The organism is Mesorhizobium sp. LCM 4577, from assembly GCF_001854795.2.
GTDB classification, from domain to species: domain Bacteria; phylum Pseudomonadota; class Alphaproteobacteria; order Rhizobiales; family Rhizobiaceae; genus Mesorhizobium; species Mesorhizobium plurifarium.
In genome coordinates this window covers 61,271-78,002 of the sequence record NZ_MDDU01000019.1, presented here as the reverse complement: position 1 = coordinate 78,002, position 16,732 = coordinate 61,271, and the positions used below count along the sequence as shown (strand labels likewise).

13 protein-coding genes and 2 pseudogenes are annotated in these 16,732 nt (G+C 59.2%); 3 read left to right on the top strand and 12 right to left on the bottom strand.

The window, feature by feature from the left end:
* Positions 1–388: IS110 family transposase (locus LCM4577_RS20315; protein ID WP_116390115.1), on the top strand; the 388-nt coding region annotated here is incomplete at its 5' end.
* Between the two features lie 261 nt (positions 389–649).
* Here LCM4577_RS20315 and LCM4577_RS20310 read toward each other — a convergent pair.
* From LCM4577_RS20310 to LCM4577_RS20300, 3 genes and pseudogenes are all read right to left on the bottom strand, one after another.
* Positions 650–1,525 (bottom strand): annotated as a pseudogene (locus tag LCM4577_RS20310) (IS3 family transposase); the annotation flags it as partial.
* A gap of 255 nt (positions 1,526–1,780) precedes the next feature.
* Entirely contained in the window at positions 1,781–2,278 is a 498-nt protein-coding gene (locus LCM4577_RS20305) for a GNAT family N-acetyltransferase (RefSeq protein WP_083354793.1), read from the bottom strand.
* A gap of 61 nt (positions 2,279–2,339) precedes the next feature.
* Positions 2,340–3,530 carry a hypothetical protein gene (locus LCM4577_RS20300; protein ID WP_244508386.1) on the bottom strand — a complete coding sequence of 397 codons (1,191 nt, stop codon included), beginning with the start codon at positions 3,528–3,530 and terminating at the stop codon, positions 2,340–2,342.
* Positions 3,531–4,015: 485 nt separating this feature from the next.
* On the opposite strand from LCM4577_RS20300, the pseudogene LCM4577_RS20295 reads away from it, so the two are divergent.
* A pseudogene (locus LCM4577_RS20295) lies at positions 4,016–4,522 on the top strand (TniB family NTP-binding protein).
* A 250-nt stretch (positions 4,523–4,772) separates the two neighbouring features.
* On the opposite strand, the gene dcd reads toward LCM4577_RS20295, so the two are convergent.
* The 7 genes from dcd to LCM4577_RS20260 all read right to left on the bottom strand — a co-directional run bounded on the left by dcd (position 4,773) and on the right by LCM4577_RS20260 (position 12,369).
* The gene (gene dcd, locus LCM4577_RS20290; RefSeq protein ID WP_040971447.1) at positions 4,773–5,339 is read right to left on the bottom strand and encodes a dCTP deaminase; all 567 of its coding nucleotides are present in this window, start codon (positions 5,337–5,339) and stop codon (positions 4,773–4,775) included.
* A 791-nt stretch (positions 5,340–6,130) separates the two neighbouring features.
* A complete protein-coding gene (locus LCM4577_RS20285; RefSeq protein WP_071073099.1) occupies positions 6,131–6,745 on the bottom strand; it encodes a nitrogen fixation protein NifQ in 615 nt (204 codons plus the stop codon).
* Positions 6,746–6,772: 27 nt separating this feature from the next.
* Positions 6,773–7,825: an LLM class flavin-dependent oxidoreductase gene (locus LCM4577_RS20280; RefSeq protein ID WP_071073097.1), complete on the bottom strand. Its 1,053-nt coding sequence runs from the start codon at positions 7,823–7,825 to the stop codon at positions 6,773–6,775.
* A 306-nt stretch (positions 7,826–8,131) separates the two neighbouring features.
* Positions 8,132–9,730, bottom strand: a complete 1,599-nt coding sequence (locus LCM4577_RS20275; protein WP_071073095.1) for an SDR family oxidoreductase — start codon at positions 9,728–9,730, stop codon at positions 8,132–8,134.
* A gap of 313 nt (positions 9,731–10,043) precedes the next feature.
* Complete coding sequence (locus LCM4577_RS20270) at positions 10,044–10,685, bottom strand: nuclear transport factor 2 family protein (RefSeq protein ID WP_040971493.1); 642 nt, start codon at positions 10,683–10,685, stop codon at positions 10,044–10,046.
* 212 nt (positions 10,686–10,897) lie between these two features.
* Positions 10,898–11,107, bottom strand: a complete 210-nt coding sequence (locus tag LCM4577_RS20265; RefSeq protein ID WP_082044341.1) for a ferredoxin — start codon at positions 11,105–11,107, stop codon at positions 10,898–10,900.
* 47 nt (positions 11,108–11,154) lie between these two features.
* Positions 11,155–12,369 carry a cytochrome P450 gene (locus LCM4577_RS20260; protein ID WP_071073093.1) on the bottom strand — a complete coding sequence of 405 codons (1,215 nt, stop codon included), beginning with the start codon at positions 12,367–12,369 and terminating at the stop codon, positions 11,155–11,157.
* Positions 12,370–13,028: 659 nt separating this feature from the next.
* Here LCM4577_RS20260 and LCM4577_RS20255 point away from each other — a divergent pair.
* Entirely contained in the window at positions 13,029–13,283 is a 255-nt protein-coding gene (locus tag LCM4577_RS20255; RefSeq protein WP_157900484.1) for a transposase, read from the top strand.
* 532 nt (positions 13,284–13,815) lie between these two features.
* Here LCM4577_RS20255 and LCM4577_RS20250 read toward each other — a convergent pair.
* A complete protein-coding gene (locus LCM4577_RS20250) occupies positions 13,816–14,613 on the bottom strand; it encodes a calcium-binding protein (protein WP_071073107.1) in 798 nt (265 codons plus the stop codon).
* Between the two features lie 909 nt (positions 14,614–15,522).
* Positions 15,523–16,584 (bottom strand): hemin-degrading factor, encoded by a 1,062-nt coding sequence (locus LCM4577_RS20245; protein WP_071073090.1) that lies wholly within the window; start codon positions 16,582–16,584, stop codon positions 15,523–15,525.
* Positions 16,585–16,732: the final 148 nt, after the last annotated feature.

Sequence of the window (16,732 nt, the reverse complement as noted above, 5' to 3'; positions counted from 1 at the left end):
GATTTGCCGCTTGCTTGCGACCATACCGGGAATTGGGCCGATTACCGCGACCGCGTTCGCCGCCACAGTACCCGATCCGTCCACGTTCCGATCAGGGCGTGAGTTTGCTGCCTGGCTCGGCCTGACGCCACGCCAAAACTCATCAGGTGGCAAGCACCGGCTCGGCGGCATCACCAAACAAGGGGATCGGTATCTTCGCCATCTGCTGGTATTGGGAGCGCGAACTGTGGTGCGCTATCCTAAAGCCCGTTCTCGTGTAGATGGCCCATGGATTGAGGCTCTGCTGGAACGGCGCCGCCCAATGGTTGCTGCCGTCGCGGTCGCAAACAAGCTCGCGCGAACGATCTGGGCAATGCTCTCTACCGGCGAGGTGTTCCGAAACACGTAGAATTGAAGATCGAATAAACGGGACACAATGAGATGGCACAAGTGCAATGAAAGGATGATGATAATCGGCAAAGCTGAGGATCGAGAAAGCCCGGAGAGCTTTAAGCGCGCCAAAGCGCGTCCCGTTGATGAGGCCTCGATCCGCGGACACCATCAGGGCCAGCAGTCATGTATGGGCTGCACAAACAGGCCGAATACATGAACGCACCCGCCGATGAACATTACGCTCAAAACACTTGCGCCCGCGGGGCCGTCTATACATGAAGCTCTCGACGAAGGCATTCTGCATGGGCTTACCCGGCGCGATATAGTGCCATTCGACGCCGGTCTGCTGGCACCAGCGCAGGACCGCCATGGGGGTCAGCTCTGTGCCGCTGTCCGAAACGATCATGGCGGGCCGCCCGCGCCAGCGCATGATGGTGTCGAGCTCGCGCACAACGCGCAGGCCCGACAGCGAGGTGTCGGCGATCAGCGCCAGACACTCCCGCGTATAGTCGTCGACCACGGCGAGCACCCGGAAGCGACGGCCGTCGGTGAAGGTGTCGGAGACGAAGTCCAGGCTCCAGCGGGAGTTGGCGCAATCCGGAACGAGCATCGGTCTGCGTGTGCCCAGCGCTCCCTTGCGGCCGCCACGCTTGCGGACCTGGAGCTTCTCCTCCCGGTAAAGCCGCCGCAGCTTCTTCTGGGTCATCACGATGCCCTGCCGGTCCAGCATGACGTGGATCCCCTGCGGTAACCGAACCGCCGGCGCTCTGCCGCCACAGCCTTCATCGCCTCGCGCAACGTAGCGTCGTCCGGACGGATGGCGGTGTAGCGCACGGTCGAACGATCGATCCTCAGGGCCTGGCACGCCCGACGCTGGCTCACCCCATACGCCTTGCAGGCATGAGCCACCGCCTTCCGGTTCGCATCGGGCGTCACCATTTTTTTGCGGCAACATCCTTCAGGATCGCGTTGTCGAGCATCTCCTCGGCCAGGAGCTTCTTCAGCCGGGCGTTCTCATCTTCCAGAGCCTTCAGGCGACGGGCGTCGGACACCTCCATCCCGCCGCCTTGAACTTGTAGAAGGTCGCTGCCGAGATGCCATGCTTGCGGCAGACATCAGCCGTCTTCGCGCCCGCCTCCTGCTCCTTCAGCATCCCGATGATCTACTCTTCCGTGAACCGTGATGGTCGCATCGTCCGTCTCCGTGATCGACGGACTCTACCCAAATCTGGAGGAAGTTCAGGGTCTCAGGTCACACCCCATCCTCAGAACGGACACTGCGGCTCATCGGACCGAGGCAGTTACGCGGTCGGTGAACTCGGAACCGAAGGTCTGTCTGTCCGCATAGAGACGCGCCCACTTACAACCTGAATCTCGAAACATACATGCAGCGGATGGTGGGGCATTTCTCAGCGGAAACCAAGAGCATCCTGGCCGGAGAGACGCTTTTCGTAGAAGATCACGGCGTATCCGTGCAACTTCCCCTCCCCGCGACGAATATAGCCGGCCGTCTCATAAAGTCTTTGAGCGCCTACTTGGATCGTTGTCGTCTCGAGCACTATGCATTTGAATCCGAGAGCAACGGCTCGCGATTCCAACTCGCTAACAATCCTTCTTCCAAGCCCCCGTCGTTGAAAGGCGGGATCGACCCGTATACGTTTGAGTTCTGCGATTTCATCGCCGACAGGTTGCAATCCGCCCATAGCTGCGAACTGGGGACCAATATGCGCAACTACGAAGTCTCCGCCAGATTCGATATATGCTTCTCCGATATTGCGTAAATCATCCTCCCACGTCCCTTCCGGACCATACACACCAACAGCCTCAGATGCACTCCTATGCAGGTGCCATACATTATCGACATCCTCACGTTCAAACCTACGAAAGATCACGTCGTCTTGAAACATCGACCTCACCTATTGGACGCCTGCGAGGCTGGCATCGCGCTCACCCAGACGATTGTGCCTGTTAGCTTTGATCCGCCGCCGTTAACAGCCGCTGTGAAAGCACAGCGTCCATGCTTTCCCACGCCTCAACTCCGGCGATGGGGCGACCGGGTTCAATCGTATATTTCAAAGCCGACTTTCGGTGCATCCGGGTGAACCGGTCCAGCGCATCGACACAGGACGCGTACAGCTCTCGGATTTGAGTGCTTTTCCGCTCTATCACGGGCGAGACGGTTGCTATTTTAGGAAAGGCCGCTTTCCCTCTAAGCCAGCCTGGCTGGGCGCCCGTGCTGCTCTTATCTGAAGACAACCAGCCAAAGACCGCACCAATACATCCTCGCGGGTAGTATTCCGACAGCCGATAAACATCCCTATAGAATTGCGGTTTTTTGCGGAAGATTTCTTCACCGATGAGTAGTACAGAAACCGCGACAACGCGGGCCGAGAATCGGCCACTTGGCGCCAGCCTATTCTTGTAAGGGTTTTTTCCGTAGAACTCGCGAAATTCGCCAAATAGATCGGGCGACATATGATCATGAAAGCGCGTCAGAATGTAATTCGCCGACTCCAGGCGCTCTAGGCACAGTGTAAGACACCAGCGCGCATCCGCCCCGACCTGGTCACGCAACTCAAGCAGGGTGTCCACTGCGAATTGCAAATCTCTCTCAATGAGTTGATGACCCAGGCAAAAATCTCGCTCCTCGACGCCAGCTGAGTCGAGGCAATATACGCGCGGATCGCTCTCCACCGGATTGGTAAGGATCATATCTTCATAGGAAAGAACATCTATGCTAGGCTCCCGCTCGCAACTTAAGGCGGCAATGCGCCTCAGCCGCTCTCCCACCGTTAACTCGGCATCGTAATGGTTAAGTCCCGCAAATGCAGACATCTGGTAAACAATATTGAGGAGATATTGGATATCTGTCTTGGCTACCCCAAACTCCGACTGTGTCAGATTCAGCAGGTGCGCCTCATGGTCCCCTGCCGCTAGCATGGCGTTGATGCTACGCCCAAGCGCCTTGACAGCTTCAGCTCGCTGTTCACTATTTTTGATCTCCGCGATACGGTGCGGGAGTTGGTCGGCGACAAAATCGCTAATAATCCCAAGCGGGCGTATTCGCAGGCGGCGATCGATGCGATCCGCTAGGTGAGAAAATATCCCGCGCACGGCCCGCTGATCTGGCGAGGCCGCGGAATAACTTGGCACGTTCATTTCTTCAGGGCTCCTTTGGTGTTTCCTGGGAAGTCAAGCGCGACGGAGTTGCACTCGCGCTACATCGCTGTCAGCTTGGAAGTTTCATTTGAACTCTGGCGTAGGGACCGCGAGGACCGTGCGGGTCCTTTCGGTTTGCAACCGGTATGCCAACACAGGTTTTTTGCGGACCTTGCTTGAAAGACAGGGAAACATGGGCAGGCGTGGCCCCCACCGGCGGAAATACTCGCAGCCTGAGCGTCGGCTTTCGAACAACCGCGTCTGCGACCGCACGCGGCTGAACTGTAAAACATTCGTCGAATACGTGGGAATGGAGGCAATCGTCTGCTCTACAGATCACGCCTAAGGCGAATGGGGATCGGGGAGGCGCCGCATGGCGAGATCGACGGCCGTTAGGAAGATTGAACAGAAGGCTGGTCAGAGGGGGGCACGCGCATGCCTTCCGTCGCAATCTATGGGGACAGCGGCATGGGCAAGACACGATCATGAAGCGCTTCCGGGACGAGCACCCGCCGAGCTTTAGCCCCATAACCGGCACGCTGAGGACTCCGGTCCTCGCGATGGAAATGACCAGCCGACCCGGTGAGCGCCGGTTCTACGCTGAACTCCTCACCCTTCTCGGCGCGCCACAGCGCCCACGCGCCGACGTCGCCCAAATGGAACAGGCCGCTTTGCGGATCATGGAGGCCATTGGCGTACAGGTGCTGGTCATCGACGAGGTGCGCAACATCCTCGCCTGAACCTATCGCGAGCAGCGCATCGTTCTGAACACGCTACGCTTCCTCAGCAACCGCCTGCAGGTCTCGCTGGTCTGCTTCGGTGTCAACGAGGCGCGGGAGGCCATCAGCGGCGACGTCCAGCTTGCGCGCCGGTTCGAGCAGTTCACTCTGAGCCGATGGGCTGCCAACGAACAGTTCGAAACCCTTGTGGCGTCGATCTTGCGCAACACGCCGCTGCGCAAGCACTCGGTGCTCACGCCGAAATCGCTGTGACGGAAAGCGGTGCCGAATCGCACTACATCACGCCGGGTACTGACGACAGATAATTCCGGACGGCACACGCCCTGTGGTGGAGTGCACCCCCAGACTGAGACAAGGAAAATCGCGGACACCGTCCCGTGTTCAGCTATGCCGCCATTTCCACTCGTCGTCTACCTGAATGCATCGACTCAAAAGATCAGATATATGCAAACAATGTTGCGCGGCTAGCCGCCCCGCGACTGCCATGGACGCGTCGAGCGTGTTAGCCTTTTTTCGTTGTAGTTTGACCCGCGAAACGGCCTTCATACCCACGAACTGGTGTGCCCAGAGTCTGCTCAAAAATCAGCTGGCAAATTTTCATCCCGATCCGCAGTCTGACCGGTACTTTATTGTGATTGACCATTTCGAGTCGGATTTGGCCGGCGAAGCCTGCATGGATGGTCGGGGCGGTTAGATGAATTCCGATCCCTAATCTGGCAAGAGAGCTTTTCCCCTCAACGCGAGCAGCAATCCGAGACTGGAACTTCAGTTCCACGAACTCGCGCGTCCAAGCCAGGATCATGTGGTGGGGCGGGAATTCAAACCCGTGCTCTTCATCGATATCGACGGGCGTAGTGATTTCCGCCATTACCTCTTCGTGATTGTATCCCTTCTGCGAAGGATCAATGGAAAGGTTAATGCCTGTCTTCTGGTCTTTGAAAAGGGTCAGGCGTCGATCAAGAGTGAGATCGAGGCTGGTCGAGCTGTAGAAGGAGATGTCAGGGGCGGGATCCACTATGATCGCCTCGTTTTGCAAGGCGATTTGAATTTCCCTGTCGGTTAGGATCATCCCGCCCCTCCATGGCTATTCTACTGAGGCCTGTGGCACCCAAACTCTCCACGATCCATTGATGGTTTCGCGAGGAAGCTCAACAAGCAGGTTCGAATCGAGACTATTTATTGGATAGCCAATCTCTAGTTTATTGTCCTTAAGTGAGCGTTGATTCACAACCAAATGTTCGGCGCCGGTAGTGGTGTCCACAGAAACCACTACCTCGCTAGGGTGCGTCGCTGGCCCTATGTGCCTGACCCGAACCTTCATTAGTTGACCTCCTCAGCTAGGCTGTTTGATTTTGAACCCAAGTTGAGCTAGCGCGGCTGATTTGCCTATCCATCGCACTTGTTTTCAACAGTTTCCTTGCTCCAGCTTGCATCGGAACAAAGCACGAACAGGGTGCCAGTTTTTGACCGGCTGGTCGAATCACGTTTTGTTCCAAGTGTCAAAGGCCGGGGGTTAACAGCCCGTTAACCCAATGCGAAACGGCCTACCTTGTGGAGGGCAGGCAGTTCTTGGGTTCTACGTTTTCAGCGTGTTTTCTGTGGGGTTGCCTAATCTCTCTAAGAGACTACACGTGACCCGAATTGGTGCCAGGGACAAGCCCAACCCCCGTTCGCTGGGTTTACCAAACATATAATCGACCCGACCTCCGAAACAAGAGGTCTCCACTCGAGCCAAGTCGACCCCCGCGCACTCGATCAGACGATGAACATCCCCTCCTCCCGTGTACGTCGTCGGGAAAAGCGTCTACGGCTCGATGGCGATCAAGGTTGGCCGCCTTATACCACTGACGAAAGTGGCTCTTAATCCAATGCGATTTCATTTTTGATTCGTGCGAGGCGATTTTCGCCTTCCTCCGGACCGAAGCAGCTTGCGAAATCATTGCATTCCCGGCAACTGGGCGCGGTGCATAGCGAAAACCCTTCGGCCTCACAAAGCTTGCGGTAAAAGTACTTCTTCCATTTCATGTTTTGGGTGTTACCGGCCGCCAGGGTCGGAAAATGCGTGGCAAGCAGGCGACTGAGCTCGGCGCGATTGAAAAGTCCAAGGTCCTGCCAGAGATGGTCATTGCGCATGGCGCGCCGGGCGATGATCTTGGCAAACCGGACGCTTGCCGGGTCGCCCGGCAAGGCATGGGCCAGGAGCAGCTCGCGCAAAAGTTCTTCCTCCTGGTCCGGCTCGGGCTCGCCCACCTCTTCCAGGGCGAAGGCCTTGAAGGGGAAAGTGGGGAAGCTGCGGGCCAGGACATCGCGCAGCTCGGCGCGCGAAAGACCGGTTGCCTCCGTCGCCGTCGCCTCGCCGGCCTCGACTTCCTCGAGCGCACACGAAAGCACGCAGGCAAGCACATGCTGATCAAACTCCAGCTTCAACCGCGGCGATTGGCGAGCGCAAAGGCGGCCACAGTGGTGGGCGAGCATGGGTTTCATTCTCCTGGTTTTGTCCCATCAACCTCCCTTATGAGCGAGCGACTTGTTGACTGCCGGGATGATCTTGTCTCCCCAGAGCTCGATCTGGCGCAGCATCGTCTTTTGGTCGAAATCCCCCAACTGGGTCTGAATTGCGATCTGGTTGGGTTTTAAGATATCGATCTCTTCCAGTAGGCGATCGATCACGCGATTCACGCTGCCGATCGGCAGGTTTCGGCGCATCGTGGCGAATGACATATCTTGCTGCGTTGGCGTTTCTTTTAGCAGATAGCCATCCAGGCTCTGCTGGCGGCGCTGATGCAATGCTTCAGACAGCCGGCGCTGGAAGCGGGCGTTGTCGAGATAGCTATTGATCTCTGCCTCGTCCTCGCTGGCATAGCAGCAACGTAGCAAAGATATCTTGGCGTCCGTGACATTCTTGCCTTCGGCAGCCGCCGCCTTCTCGATGGCTTCGCGCAGCGTGCTCAAAGCCTCCAAGCCGTTGTGGAATGCCGTCACAAAAAGATTGTGTCCCTCACGATAGGATCGGCCCATGCGGGCCGTCCCACAGGCGATCCAGATCGGCGGGGTCGGCTTCTGGACAGTGCGCAGCGAAATCGCCGTCGGGGGAATGTTCTCATACTGGCCGTCGTGCTCGAAGATGTTCTGGTTGAGGCCCTTCAGAAGGATGTCCAAATATTCCGAAAAGACCGCCGGCGCCTCATCGATATTGACGCCGAAGCGCTCGAACTCGAATTGCTGGTATCCCGAGCCGATGCCAAGCTCGAGGCGGCCGTTCGCAACAATGTCGGCGAACCCGATCTCGGAAAGCAGGCGCTGCGGTTGATAGAGCGGCAGCACGCACACGGCAGTGCCAAGGCGAATGGTACTCGTCACGCCGGCGCAGTGCGCCACCATCATCAAGGGCGAGGGAACAAGGCTATAATTGTTGAAGTGGTGCTCCGCGAACCACGCCGTATCGAAGCCGGCCTGTTCCGAAACGACCACCTGTTCGATAGAGTTGCGGATCACGCTCTCGCAAGACTGATGATAACCACGCTGGGCCGCCAGGATGAAGGATGCGAATTCCATGGTGTTTCCTTGTCTGTGGAGGGAGTGGGCACGGTCGGGAGTTGCGCTAAGTACCCACCCAAGGCTTGGCCGCGGCCTCGATCTTGCCCTTGGCGGCGGCGTGGTCATGCGGCAAGGCTTTCGGCGGTTGCAGGCGCACCGAGCGGTTGGAACTGCTTCGACAGCGATGAGGACCGACGTTTCGTCTCGCCGAGGACGACATCTTCGGTCACAGCGGCGCGAGCGCGGCGCCCAAGCGGACCCAGAAGCCTTGGTCGAACTCGGCTTCGATGAGCCGCGGCCGGTCGCCTGGCGAATAGTCGAGACTCAACATGCGGCCTCCGCAAAATACTCGTTATCGAGTTCGCAGGCGTTTCCTGCATCACCGAACGAGGTCCAGCCGCCGTCCACGTAAAGGATGGAGCCGTTGACGTATGAGGCGGCGGACGAAGCCAGGAAGAACGCTGCGTCAGCGACGTCTTTCGGCTGTCCCAGCCTGCCCATCGGGATGCGTCGTGCGATCGTTTTCATGTCGATGCGGCCGACCTTCGCCAACTGAGCAATGCCCGGCGTGCAAATGAAGCCAGGAGCGACTGTGGCCGTCCGTATGCCGACCGGCCCGAGTTCGGCCGCCAGGCATCGGGTCAGAATGTCAAGCCCCGCCTGGGACGCACCGTAGGCATGGCGCGGCGCGAAAGGCAGAAAGCTGTTGATCGATCCGATGTTGAGGATCACGCCGCCAGCGCGCATCGCCTTGATCGCTTCGCGAGCACAGGTGAAGGCCCCGGTAAGATTGACATCCAAGACGTGTTGGATGTGTTCCGGTATTTGTTCGATTCCCAACACCAAAGTGTCGGCGGCAGCAGCACCGTTGACGAGCACATCGATGCGCCCGAAGCGCGCCCGCAGCTCCTCGAATAGCGCTACCACCTCGCTCTCGACGGCCACATCCACGCCTTTGGCCGGGTTGTTGCCGCGGAGCCATGCAGCGAGTTCTGCCGCTGCAGCGCCATCTCTGTCAGCAATCACAACGGTATCGCCGTTTGCTGCAAAGCGGCGAACGACGGCCGCGCCTATGCCGTTCGCGCCGCCGGTGACGAGCACGATTCGCGCGTCGGTGCGTTCGGCCGGACAGCAGAGTTCGGCTTGGGGTATCCCATTCACCTGCGGGTGCGCATCCCCCGGCTGGTTGAATGACATCCAGCCTCCGTCGACCGCCAGCACTGAACCGGTGATGTGGCGTGCCTGCGAGCTGGTCAGAAAACGCACGGCGAGGGCGATCTCGTCCGGGCGCGCCAAACGCCCCAGCGGCACGCGGCGGCGCACGGCCGCTAGGTTCACTTTGCCCGCGCGTTCCAGCTCCGCCACCATCGGCGTGCGCACGTAGCCGGGCGCTACCGCCGTCACGCGAATGCCGCGAGAAGCCCACTCACATGCAAGCGACTTCGTCAACGAGATCAGGCCCGCCTTCGAGGCCGCGTAGGCATTGCGCTTGGGATTGCCTACGACACCCGCCATCGAAGCGACGTTGACGATGGCGCCGCCCCGCCTCATGCGCCTCGCCGCTTCGCGGGCCATGACGAACGGTCCAATCAAGTTTACCGCCAGGGCGAGGCGGAAGGCGTCGACACCAGTCTCGACGCTCGCAGCCATCGTGGGTCCCATCGCGGCGTTGTTGATGAGGACGCTGATCTGGGCGAACTGTGCTTCGATCCGACCGTAAAGCGCGAGCACATCCTCCTCCCGCGAGACGTCGCACTCGAGGCCGAGATGCGGGTGGCCGAAACGGAGGGCCAGTTCAACGACACCGCTGCCAGGAAGGTCTACCGCAACGACAGTGTCTCCATCCCTGGCAAAAATTTCGACCAGGGCACGCCCGATCCCACCCGCGGCGCCCGTAATGATGACAATACGTCCTGTCTGCATGTTGAGGACTTCTCCCGCGCTCCCTTGAGCGATTTCAGCCAATCAATTTTTGAGCGGCAAAGATGCGTCGCAGCGCGTCCTGGCGAAGRCCAGTTGCGGAACCGGAAAGACGACGCAGCGATGCGGCAGCGGTCCAACTTCCGATTAGGTCGCCGAGGCTGCTGCGGGACCGGCCAAGGACAGGAGCTTGCCTCGATGGTCGGCGCTGCCAGGTCCCGCAAATTTGTGGACACCGTGTCGTCGGCGGGCTCGTGGGAGAGATCCGATCGCTCACGGCGTCGCGGGCAGAAAGGCAATGCAATTTGGCGCCCCTTCACCGGGCCGTCTTTCGCCGGGATCGCTGTAGCATCGCAAAGTTGTCAGGGCCTTCAGTCTCCTCGGCGGATGCGGCTGTATCGTTCGACGCCTCCGAAGGGTCATGGCGAGAAGGAATGCGACGCTTTCCGAACCTGTAGACCGGATCGTCCGGATGCGGTGCTCCGATCGGCCGGCGCGGGCCGAACCGTTCTGCCTCAACGCCCGCTGGTGGGAGCTGCTCCTCTATCCAATCGTAGACCACCGTCCGTTCGGCAATCCGCCACTCAGCTTCCCTCTTGTGAAACAGATCGCAGTAACGGCCGCACAGGAGCGTCTGGCGCACGTCTCCGTCTTGATCTGGTGCGCGTTGTAGCGCGGTGAAATAGCTCTCGACCGCAGCCTCTGACGAACTGATGAATTCGATCAGGATGTTGGTGATCTGGTGGATGTTGCGGGGTCCGGCCTTGAAGACGCCGAGTGCAAACTCGATGAACCCCTCTGCAGGACCGCAATAGGCCCCGTGATTGTCATGCGCATCGGGCCAGTACGCGCTGCGTAGCGCCGCTTCATCGGCGCGGTCGATCCCGCGGCAGTATCGATAGAGGCAGTCGCGGATCGCCTCACGGTCGATTAGTTGGGCAATTTTCGTCTGTTCCATCGGCTCTGCCACGGATTCTGTGATCGGAAGAGGTGTTTTGCGAACCGCACCTTGGCGTTTGCGCATTCTGCGGGGCATCTCGATGCCGCAGATGCCCCTGCGCAGTTGGACGAGGACGGTGGTAGAACGGAAGGCGCCTGGCTCGGGTCCCGTTTGGGCCGCTTGGGCGATCCCTTTCATGCCCGCCGGACTCTTGGTGGAATGAGTCAGGTTCAACTCGTGCTGCAGGGTTCCCGGTCGAGTTTAAGTGCACGTTCGGGACAGGATCGCGCGCCCCGCGATGCAGTCAGTTCCTCCCCTTCCGCAACTTCGATGTTACCGGGCAGGATGTAACCCGCGTCATCGAGCTTGAAGATGTGTGGCGCGTGCGCCGCGCATCGCGCGTGACCCTGGCATTTGGCATTTTGGACGATGATGCGCATGGCGCTGCCTCCATTGTCTTTGTACCTCGGCTCGGGGCGGGGCTTGGTCAGGACCAGTCTAGAATCAGATTTTCGATTCCGAACACATGGCCGCCAGAGGTGATGGGCGCCGTACCGTTCTTGATCCGGAAGGTGGGGATGCGCGCCAGCCACTCCTCCAGCCCAACGACGATCTCGCGTCGGGCAAGATGTGAGCCAAGGCAACGGTGGGGACCATAGCCAAAGGTGGCATGGCGGTTGTCCTCTCGTGCCAGATCGACCGTGTTGGGGCATTCGAATTCCGCCGGGTCGCGGTTGGCGATCATCGTGGCGCAGGAAACATAATCTCCCTTGCGGATCGGCGCGCCTTCGAAGTCGATATTTTTCGTTGCCACGCGGATCAACTGAACGGTCGGATAGGCGCGCAGCAATTCTTCAGCCGCGGCCACGATCCGGCCTGGTTCGCTGCGCAGCAATTCCTGATCCTTGAGGTTGCGCGCAAGATAGGCCAGGTCAAAGCCTATGGCTGCTGCAACAGTGTCGAGCCCGGCAACAAAGACAAGCACGCCGACGCCGCGTACTTCCTGTTTCGTCAGGCGGCGGCCCTCAACCTGTGCCTGCACGACGAACGTCATGAAATCGTCAAGCAGGTCATTGCGGCGGGCGGCTGCAAGTTCATCAATGAAGGATACGATCGTCCGGGYCGCGGCCGGCCGTTTCACATCGTCGCCGTGGAGCAGATCTCTCCCCCATCCGACAAATGTGTCGATTCGGTCATCCGGGAGCCCTAGGAGATGAAGGAAGATGTTTACCGTGAACGGAAATGCGAAATCCTTCATGACATCGCAGCTTGTGCCCGATGCGGCGATCCCGTCGATGAGCCTGATTGCCCGCTCACGGACAGCCGGCTCCAATGCCGCCACCCGCTTTGGCGAAAACAGCGGATTGAGCAATGAGCGAAAGGCGCCATGGGCCGGGGGATCGAGTTCAAGCGGGATCATCGGCCAGTTTTCACCCAGGGCGGAGGCAAAGATGCTGCGATGGCTGGAAAAAGTTTCGGTGTCCTGCAGCACCCGGCGCTGGTCGCTGGCGCGGGTGATCACCCAGGTGCCCCTGCCGTCGCGCGTGTTGAGGGGTGAATAAAAGATAGGCGGGCCGGAATGGACGCAAGCGACTGCCGCGTGGGGATCCCCGTTGGGAGTCGGTGACATGCCCGGCGAAGTGAACAGGCTAAAGTCCCTCACCATTTCGGGCGGGACATGATCTGGAACCGGATTTTCCATTTGGCCTCTTCTCCTGAACGCTGGGCGTTCATGCGCTAGATTGAGATTGCAGCCCGATCTCAAGGTCGATTGGCCAGCACCCGGTAAGTCCCAGCTCTAGCGTGTCGTTGCGCGATGCAACCAAACTGCGCACCAGCGCAAGAGATCGGTTGCGCATTCAAGCAGCAAAGGCTCCTGCTTGGTGCCGCGGTTCTAAAGCGTAACCCACTGGTTATCCCCTTGAAGTTGAGAGACTGGTCAATCGTCGCTGAGCTCCGTGACGCATTGCTGCTTGCGCCCCGAAATCATCTAAGCAAGTTGCGTGCCGGCTCGGCCGTATCGATGGTGCTGCACCGGTCTATGGCTCAGCCACCACTGGAACCGCCGCTCATAGGATGACCACATGTCTCCCGGCAAAACGTCCGACAACCGACACCTGCTGTCAGCTTTGTCGAATACCCGACACGGGGACTGCAGCACACTCTTTCTGGGGCTCTTCTGCCGATTTGTCATAATGTTGAGACTCTTTGGTCGCCGACGCGCCAGCATTGCGGTCGTCGCCGAGTACCGCAGCCATTCGGCTTTCTCACCTCGCAAACGACGGGAGGCCGGAGGCCTTGATTGAGTGGCCGATCGAGGACGATTGGCCGTAGGTATGGATATATGCGATCTGTCTGAAGGTGCGCCGCGGCGGCCGCATCGTCTCGGTTGCGGTGATTATCGCCGTCGGCGTCGCCACCGACCGCCAGGTGCTTGGCATGAGGTCGGCACCAGTGGCCAAGCCGACCTGGACCGAGCTCCTGCGCAAACTGACGAGCCGCGGCTTCCAAGACGTCAAGCTTGTCGTCCTCGACGTCCCTGGGAGCGTCTGCCGGCGGTCTCGAAGGTGCTCCAGCTACTTGGTAGCGCTGGCGGGCGGCGGGTACATTTCATGAGGAACTTACTGGCGCATCGGCAAGAGCGGCCGTCGCATGGTCTAGGCCTTCGTCGCCACCCGTCTTGCCCAGGAGACCGACCGTTGCCGTCCAGATCCGGCCAAAGATCCTCAAGCTCGTCATCATCAAGGAACGAGACTGAACATGACGTGCTTGCCGGCATGAGCTTCGTCAAAGAGCAGCGCATCGAGCTCCCGCTAGATATCGGTCGAGCCGCTCAACGGCGAAATTGAATGGAGCACCGAGGTCGTCGGCATCTTTCCCAATGAGGCCATCATGCGCCTCGTCGGCGCCGCTGCTGCTTGAGCAGAACGATGGGCCATGCAAGGGCAAGATAATAAACCTTGTCACTTCAGCCCTTTCGGCACATCAGTCTGCAGGCAGTGGCACGCTGATCTTCCGGCCTTTTCAAGGGCAAGCGCGATAGCCGCGCCGTCATCTAGCCACAGAGGCGATCCGCGCGAAGCAAACAGGCGGTTTATCTACGCGGTAGCGCATCGCGTCCTATCCGATCCAAAACGGTTCCCGCGGATCAGACGAAGTTAAAGTCCCATGCGCTCAACCCAAGCCCGGCCAGATCCGCGACGCTTTGGACATTACTAAGATGAGCAAAATCGTCGGCATGGTTATCGGAGGTGACATAGGCCAGATTCCCTGACTGGGTTAACGGATTATAGTAAGCGATAATGTCGCCGATATGCTCATTGGAGATCGCATCCGCAGCTTGGGAGCCGTTGCTGAACGAGTTGGTGAGCACGACGACATGCTCGCCGTTCGCGCCCGCGGCGTCGCCGCTGTAGAAGGTGTCAACTGGATGGCCCGACCGTGAGCTGGCGTGGTTGACGAAGTTGGCGCCAAAACCGTCGCTACCGAGGCCAACCGCATCGAAGGCCAAAGTGTCATCCGCCGGGTTGAAATCCAAGATCGAGGTATTGTCGGGGTCCGGCCCGAAACGCGGGTCATATCCAGGGATCGGGTTGTGGAATTGGAACACGAACGTGTCGCTGCCTGTGCCCCCGGTCAGAAAATCCCTGCCATCACCAACAAAGAGGGTGTCGCTACCCGGCCCCCCGTAGAGCTTGTCATTATCCTCAGCAGTGATGTGCKGTCCGTCTCGCCCGTTGTCGCCGTAGAGGTAGTCATTGCCCTCCTCGCCAAAGACATGATCATTGCCTGTGCCACCGAAGACTCGGTCATTGCCGGGCCCCGCCGAAATGGAATCGTTACCCCCAAGAGCGTCAATCCAGTCATTGCCGTCGGGATCTGTGATCACATCGTCACCATTGGTGCCGAAGAGGGCATTGTCGCGCGGACTACCATGGATAGCCATCAGAGACACTCCTTAACCATGCGTCCCCACGCCACCTGAACCTTTTCATATCTCTCTTCAGGTTATAGGCAAAATTGATTGTTCCGATTCAACATATTTACGCGATGGATGTATCATCCTCGGGTGCGCCATGGCGCCACCAGGTGCGTGCGCGCAATGAGACGAGGCGGGTGCCAGTGGATGCCGGAAAACACGCGCGGCCCTTGGGCGTCCTGCTCTCCCGCTCGCGAGTGGAGGCCTCCGCCTTTGTATCGGTGAAACGTGATCGGAAAATTGTTTTCCAGGACATGTGGTCATTGAGCAGGACCTTATCGAAGCCGGCTCCTATCGCGGTGGAAGCAGGGGCAGAATGATCGTTGGTCCTTGCTGCCGTTAGTTTGACGCAACGTGGTGGAATGGCCGAGCAAAGGGATCCGGCGCGGCACTCCACAGCGCGGCAAGCAGCCGGGGCATTTCGATCCGCGGCAGAGATCACTCCATCTGCCCACCGGGTGCTGTCGCCAGATTAAGAGTTGTTCCCGCCTGCGGATCAGATCACAAGCAAGCAATGGCCTAACCAAGGATCTTAGTCCTTTGAGGGCGGCTACTTGAACGAAGCATGGACCTCGTTTTGGAGCACGGCCGCAATGTTGGATGGACTGACCGACAAAACAACCTTCGCCGACAGCGGACGCACGTGGCGGAATGGTCAATCTTCAGCGGAACTCGGGTAGTACCTCGTCGAATTTCCAGCGGCTGAGTCGCCGCCAGGCGCGCAGACGATTGCGACGATCGAAACGATCTGTGACAGTACGGGAAGCAATAGCTACGCGCTCACTCGCCCCGCAGGCAAAGCGATGGCCAGCAGAATGCCGAGTTCCGGCGCGAGCGGCGAACAAAAACGGAAAACAACATGCAATGGGTCTTTCCTCATGCAGCGGTCGGAGCGGGAATGCGTGGCAGGGTCTCGGCCAGAAACCGCCAGTCCTCGCGCTCGCCTTCGCCTTCGCGGCGCTTACCAAAGAACTGGACGATCATCTTGCCATCGGCGTCGTAGKCTTCGAGCGAGGTGACGTGACCGTCCTTGGTCGGCTTGCGAACGGCCCAGATCTCGCGGACGTGGTGGGTCCCGAGATGCAGATGGAAGGTCTCGTCGAGCACATTGATCCACGGCCCGATTGTTTTGACCCACTTGATTGGACCGGAATGGATCTGGATGCAGCCACGATTGCCTACAAAGCACATGATTGGCATTTCATCTTCGGCCGCCTGTTGAAACATGGCGCCGATAGCGTCCTTTTCGAGCGCCCAAGCGTAGACCTCGCCGACCATACGCACCGCCTCGCGGCGGCTGAGCTTCAGTCTCTTCAACATGTCGAAGAACTGATGCACGTCCGTCAGCTGGCTCCAGCACTCGCGTAGATCCTCCACCGTGGCGGCTCGGTCAGGAACCTCTGCGTCATCGCTGGCTCCACTCGCCTTGAATACTACGATCGGCTCCTGGTTCGAGGATTCCAGCTCAGCCACCAGCTTCTGATAAGCATCGAGATTTGAGGCGGGCCCGAGTTGCACCTTGTGCATCGCCTTGCCGGCGGCATCAAAGAATTGCAGGCTACGGCTAATGTCCTTGCCATTGCGCTTCTCGACGGCAAAGCCATGCGCCCAAACTTTCGGGAAGATGCGCAAGTCGATGTCGTCGCCAAGTACCAGAGCATGCTTGTTGCCGGTGACCACCTTCTCATAGACGCCGATCTTTTCGTGCACGGCACTTTCGTTGCGGGTATGYGCCACCACCTCGCCGACCGCTTCGAGGCCGGTCAGCAGATCATTGACGCGCGGCTCGACACGAATCGCGCCCAGACCGCAATGCGCGGCGACCAATTCCGCTTCCGATATACCCAGTCGGGCGGCGAGATCGTGCTCACGGATCTTTGGATTGTCTTGCTGCGCCCGCCGGATTTCGTGCGGCGATAGTCTCTCACGCTGGTCCATGTGTTAACGACCTTCATCTGCTTGTTGAGGATCAGCTGCCCCGCCGGTGGTCCGGTCGACTGAGCGCAGCGTGGTGCTTGATGCCGACCTCCTGCTCGTCCGCAGGGCGCTGCTGGCGAGAGAGCGTGATCGCCATCGAAACCGGGCG

Bases quoted from the DNA above. Each gene is read 5' to 3' on its own strand.
- LCM4577_RS20305 (WP_083354793.1), bottom strand. From the start codon at position 2,278: ATGTTTCAAGACGACGTGATCTTTCGTAGGTTTGAACGTGAGGATGTC.
- LCM4577_RS20300 (WP_244508386.1), bottom strand. From the start codon at position 3,530: ATGAACGTGCCAAGTTATTCCGCGGCCTCGCCAGATCAGCGGGCCGTG.
- dcd (WP_040971447.1), bottom strand. From the start codon at position 5,339: ATGATCCTAACCGACAGGGAAATTCAAATCGCCTTGCAAAACGAGGCG.
- LCM4577_RS20285 (WP_071073099.1), bottom strand. From the start codon at position 6,745: ATGCTCGCCCACCACTGTGGCCGCCTTTGCGCTCGCCAATCGCCGCGG.
- LCM4577_RS20280 (WP_071073097.1), bottom strand. From the start codon at position 7,825: ATGGAATTCGCATCCTTCATCCTGGCGGCCCAGCGTGGTTATCATCAG.
- LCM4577_RS20275 (WP_071073095.1), bottom strand. From the start codon at position 9,730: ATGCAGACAGGACGTATTGTCATCATTACGGGCGCCGCGGGTGGGATC.
- LCM4577_RS20270 (WP_040971493.1), bottom strand. From the start codon at position 10,685: ATGGAACAGACGAAAATTGCCCAACTAATCGACCGTGAGGCGATCCGC.
- LCM4577_RS20265 (WP_082044341.1), bottom strand. From the start codon at position 11,107: ATGCGCATCATCGTCCAAAATGCCAAATGCCAGGGTCACGCGCGATGC.